The organism is Acrocarpospora pleiomorpha (assembly GCF_009687885.1).
GTDB classification, from domain to species: Bacteria; Actinomycetota; Actinomycetes; order Streptosporangiales; family Streptosporangiaceae; genus Acrocarpospora; species Acrocarpospora pleiomorpha.
The window spans coordinates 33844-39613 of record NZ_BLAF01000050.1; the positions used below are offsets into that span (position 1 = coordinate 33844).

The following is a 5770-nucleotide window of genomic DNA, read 5'->3' on the forward strand; positions in this document are numbered from 1 at the left end:
CTCGCAGCCTTGAGCTTGCCGAGGACCGGTGATCACTTCAGGAGCGCAGATGACGGCGGAGAGCGCGGCCAGCGGGCAAGTGGCGATCATCGGCATGGCCGGTCGATTCCCCGGGGCGCACGACATCGGAGAGTTCTGGCAGAACCTGGTGAACGGGGTCGAGTCGATCACGTTCTTCACCGACGAGGAGCTGCGCGCCGCCGGCACGCCGGAGGACCTGCTCGCGTTCCCCAACTACGTCCGCGCCGCGCCGATCGCGCCCGACACGGAGTTCTTCGAACCCGCCTACTTCGGCATGTCGACGCGCGAGGCGGAGATCCTCGACCCGCAGCACCGCGCCTTCCTCGAGGTGTCCGACACCGCGCTCCAGCACGCCGGGTACGACCCGGCCCGCTACCCGGCCAGGATCGGGGTCTTCGGCGGCGTCGGCATCAACAGGTACCGCGAGCTGAACGTGATCCGCAACAGCGACGCGATCCGGCTGATGGGCCACTTCGCCATCGACCTGTCCAACACCAGCGACTACGTGGCCACCCAGACGGCCTACCGGCTGAACCTGCGCGGGCCCGCCACGACCACGCTGTCGGCCTGCTCGACCTCGCTGGTCGCGGTGCACACCGCGTGCCGGGCGCTGTTCACCGGCGAGTGCGAGATCGCCCTCGCCGGCGGCGTGGACGAGCCGCTGCCGCGCGTGTCCGGCTACTTCTACGAGGACGGCGGGATCTTCTCCGAAGACGGCCACGCCCGCGTCTTCGACGCCAGGGCCAAGGGCACGATCTTCGGCAGCGGGGCCGGCGTGGTCGTGCTCAAGCGGCTGGAGGACGCCCTCGCCGACCGCGACACCATCCACGCCGTCATCCGGGGTTCGGCCATCAACAACGACGGCTCGGCCAAGGGCGCGTTCGCCGCGCCGAGCGTGCCGGGGCAGGTGGCCGTCATCCTGGCCGCGCTGGCGAGCGCGGGCGTGAGCGCCGGCGACATCGGCTACGTGGAGGCGCACGGCACCGGCACCCTGGTCGGCGACCCGATCGAGGTGGCCGCGCTGACCCAGGCGTTCCGCGCGCACACCGACCGGGTGGGGGATGTGCCGATCGCGTCGGTCAAGTCCAACGTCGGCCATCTGGGCGCGGCGGCCGGCATCACCGGGCTGATCAAGACCGTGCTGTGCCTGTCGCACCGGGCGCTGCCGGCCAGCCTCAACTTCGAGGAGCCCAACCCGGGCATCGACTTCGCCTCCTCGCCGTTCCACGTCAACACCCAGCTCACGCCGTGGAAGGTCAACGGGCACCCGCTGCTGGCCGGGGTCAGCTCCTTCGGCGTCGGCGGCACCAACGCCCACATGATCGTCGAGGAGGCGCCCGCCCGGGAGGCGGGGCCCACCGGCAGGCCGTACCAGCTGATCCCGCTCGCGGCCCGCACGCCGACCGCGCTGGAGAGTCTCGGCACGCTGGTGGGCGGGCATCTGGAGGAGCGGCCCGGTGACCTGGCCGACGCCGCCTACACCCTCGCTCTGGGCCGCACGGCTCGCGCGTCGCGCGGGTTCGTGGTCGCTGAGGGCTTTGCGGAGGCGGCCGAGCGGCTGATCGGCGGCGTCCCGGCCGGGCATCCGGCGCTGGCCCCGCCGCGCGGCGGCGAGCGCGAGGTCGTCTTCGTCTTCCCCGGCCAGGGCGCCCAGCACGCGGACATGGGCCGCGACCTGTACGACACCGAGCCGGTCTTCCGCGCCGAGATCGACGCCTGCGCCGAAACCCTGCTCCCGCTCACCGGCTGGGACCTGCGCGAGCGGCTCTACCAGGGCGGTGACCTGAACGAGACGGCCGTCACCCAGCCCGCCGTCTTCGCGGTGGAGTACGCGCTGGCGGCGCTGCTGCGCTCGTGGGGGATGGAACCGGCCGCGATGGCCGGGCACAGCATCGGCGAGTACGTCGCCGCCTGCCTGGCCGGAGTCCTTAACCGCGACGACGCCCTGGCCCTGGTCGCGGCGCGCGGAGCGCTCATGCAGGGCCTGCCGCGCGGCGACATGCTGTCGGTGCCGCTGGCCGAGGAGCAGCTGGTTCCGATGCTCGGCCCCGGGCTCGACCTGGCCGCCGTCAACGCCCCCGACCTGTGCGTGGTGTCCGGACCGGCGGAGGCCGTGGCGGAGCTGCGGGAGACCCTGGAGGTGCAGGGTGTGGCGGGACGTCCGCTGCACACCTCGCACGCGTTCCACTCGGCGATGATGGAGCCGATCCTGGCCGAGTTCACCGCCAGGGTGGCCGCGGTGGAGCTGCGCGAGCCCGCGCTGCCGTACGTGTCGAACGTGACCGGGACGTGGATCACCGGGGCGCAGGCGACCGACCCGGCGTACTGGAGCGAGCATCTGCGCCGCTGCGTGCGGTTCGGCGACGCGGTGCGGCTGCTGGCCGACGGGCGACGCCGGGTGCTGGTGGAGGTCGGGCCCGGGCAGACGCTCACCACGCTGGCCCGCCGCCAGCTGGACGCCGGGCAGGCCGGCCTCGCGGTGCCGACGATGCGGCATCCGCAGCGGCGGCAGTCGGACGTGGTGGCGCTGCTCACCGCGGTCGGGCAGGTGTGGCAGGCCGCGGGGCGGATCGACTGGGAGGCGTTCTGGCGGGAGGAGGAGCGGTCGCGGATTCCGCTGCCGACCTACCCGTACGAGCGGCAGCGCTGCTGGGCCGAGCCGGACCCGGAGTCGGAGCAGGCTCCCGTCGCCGGGCCGCGCGACACCGGTCCCTACTACGTGCCGGTCTGGCGCGAGACCTCGGCGCGGCCGCCGGCGACCCCCGACAGCGGCCTGTGGGTGGTGTTCTCGCCCGGGCACGGCCTGGTGGAGGAGCTCGTCCGCCGCCGCAGGGCCGAAGGGCTGCCGGTCCTGGCCGTGGTTCCCGGGTCCGAATTCGCCGAAGGCGAGCGGTTCACCATACGGCCGGGTGAGCCGGCGGACTACGGCGCGGTGTTCGCCCGGGCGGGCGGCGAGGAACGGCTCACCATCGTGCACGGCTGGTCGGCCGCCGACACCGCCGATGGCCCGGACGGCTGGCTTGACCTGGGCTTCTACAGCGTGCTCAACCTGCTGCAGGCGCTCGCCCGCCAGCGCAGCGCCCCCGACGCCGACCTGGTCGTGGTCTCCACCGACATGAACGACGTCTCCGGCGACGACCCCGTGGTCCCGGCCAAGGCCGCGCTGCTCGGCCTGATCAAGCTGGTGCCCAAGGAGCTCTCCGGGATCGGTTGCCGCGGCGTCGACTTCAGCGGCACCGGCGACCCGGTGGCGGACGCGGCGCGGCTGGCCGCGGAGATCTCGGCCGTCTCCCCGGACGACCAGGTCGCCTACCGCGGGCGCAAGCGCTGGATCTGGGGCTACGACCAGGTGGACCTGGACCGGCCGACCGGGGAGCCGCTGCGCGAGGGCGGCGTCTACCTGATCACCGGCGGCCTGGGCGGCCTGGGCCTGGTGCTCGCCGAGGACCTGGCCGCGCGGGTGAACGCCCGCCTGGTGCTCGTCGGCAGGACCGGCCTGCCCGACCGCGACCAGTGGGACGCCTACCTGGCCGCGCACGACCCCGCCGACCCGATCGCCCGCAAGATCCGCCGCGTCCGCGCGCTCGGCGAGCACGTCCTGGTGATCGCCGCCGACGTCGCCGACGTGACCGCGATGCGCGCGGTCCGGCAGCGGGCCGAGGAGGCGTTCGGGCCGGTCGAGGGCGTCTTCCACGCGGCCGGGATCTCCGGCGGCGGCATGCTGGAGACCCGCTCGCCCGAGGCCGCCGCGCAGGTGTTCGCCCCCAAGGTCGGCGGCCTGTACGCGCTGGAGGAGGTCTTCGGCGACGAGCTCGACCTGCTCGTCCTGTACTCCTCGATCGCCGTCATCTCCGGCGACTTCGGCCTCGGCGACTACTGCGCGGCCAACGCCGTCATGGACGCCTACGCCCAGTCCCGCGCCGGCGGGCGCACCCGGGTGCTGTCCATCAACTGGCCGATCTGGTTCAACATCGGCATGGCGCACGACACGTACGCTCCCGCCGTCCTCACCGACTTCGAGCGCGGCGACCGCTACGAGCCGGTCGAGCATCCGCTGCTGGACAGCCGCCTCTACCAGCTCTACTCCGACGACGTGGTCTTCGTGAAGCGCCTGTCGGAACAGGACTGGGAGGCCTCCGAGCACCGCCTGCAAGGGCTGCCGACGATGCCGGGCACCAGCCTGGTGGAGATCGTCAGGGCCGGGTTCGAGCTGGCCACCGGCGAGCCGGGCGCCGAGATCAGGGACCTGGTGTTCATGCGGCCGCTCTCCTTCGAGCAGAGCCGCAACATCCGGGTGCAGTACCGGCCGGACGGCGAGGGCGGCTACCAGGTGTCGATCCTGGACGCCGACGACGGCTCCGGCCAGGAGATCGCCGAATACACCCGGGCCCGGGTCAGGCACGCCCCCGCGGAGCCGGTTCCCACCCACGATCTGGGCACGTTGCGCGCGGTCTGCGACCAGGAGGACACCCCCGCGTACGAGCCGAGCATCGGCGGCCTGACCGTCGGGCCGCGCTGGGACAACATCCGCGGCCGCTGGCGGGGCCAGGACGCCGAACTCGTCCTGGTCGAACTGCCCGAGGCGTACCTGGACGACATCGCCAGGTACGGCCTGCACCCCTCGGTGCTGGACAGCGCCAACGCGCTCGGCCAGAGCATCGCCGCCGACGCCCGATTCCTGCCCTTCGGCTACGACCGGGTGGTGGTCCGGGGCAAGCTGCCCGCCCGCGTCTACAGCCACATCCGGCACCGCGACGACACCACCGGCGACATCACCCGCAGCGACATCACGATCATGGACGAGGCGGGGACCGAGCTGGTCGCCATCGAGGGGTTCACCCTCCTCGCGTACGACACCGAGGGCAACGCCGACGTCATGCCGCCCGAAGCCCCGATCGCCGCCAGCGCCGTCGCCGAACCCTCCGCGGCCGCCGACCTGGAGTTGCGGCTGCTGCGGGAGGCCGACCTGGAGTTCGGCATCCACCCGGAGGCCGGGTCCGCCGCGCTCTGGCAGATCCTCGCCAGCGGGGTGGCGCCGCAGCTCATCATGTGCCCCGACGGGCTGGGGGAGCGGCTGCGCCGGGCCGCGGGCGTCACCCGCGAGGCGCTGCGCGCGCAGATGGCGCAGGCGCCGCAGCGGGCCGCGACCGTCACCACCCGGACCCTCACCAACCCCTACGTCGAACCGGAGAACACGGCGCAGCGGGCGCTGGCCGGGTTCTGGGAGGACTCGCTCGGCGTGGACCGGGTCGGCGTGGACGACGACTTCTTCGACCTCGGCGGCAACTCGCTGATCGCGGTCCAGTTGGTCGCCCGGATCAGGGAGCACTTCAGGACCGAGCTGGCCGTGGCCGTGCTGTTCGAGTGCCGCACGGTGCGCAACCTGTCCGCCGACATCGAGAACGTGCTCGCCGAGCAGGTCGCGGCGATGTCCGAGGAGGACGCGGCCGCGCTGCTCGCCGCCCTGGAATAGCCCATCGAGAACGAGAGGGGAACCCGTGTTCGAGGACGACGACGATCGGGAGTACACGGTCGTGATCAACCACGAGGAGCAGTACTCCATCTGGCCCACCCGCCGGGTCATCCCGGACGGCTGGTCGGAGGTCGGGAAGTCGGGGCTGAAGGCCGACTGCCTGGCCTACATCGAAGAGGTCTGGACGGACATGCGGCCCCGCAGCCTGCGCGAGCGGATGGGCGGCTGAGGTTGCCCGCCACGACCGGAGTGGTGATACACGGGCAGGACCTGCCC

General features: G+C 72.9%; 2 protein-coding genes. Both read left to right on the plus strand.

Features of this window, described 5'->3' with window-relative positions:
* The first annotated feature begins 49 nt into the window (after window positions 1-49).
* On the plus strand, window positions 50-5494 hold the full coding sequence (locus Aple_RS35630; protein ID WP_155349150.1) for a type I polyketide synthase: 5445 nt from the start codon (window positions 50-52) through the stop codon (window positions 5492-5494).
* Window positions 5495-5519: 25 nt separating this feature from the next.
* Complete coding sequence (locus Aple_RS35635) at window positions 5520-5723, plus strand: MbtH family protein (protein WP_155349151.1); 204 nt, start codon at window positions 5520-5522, stop codon at window positions 5721-5723.
* Window positions 5724-5770: the final 47 nt, after the last annotated feature.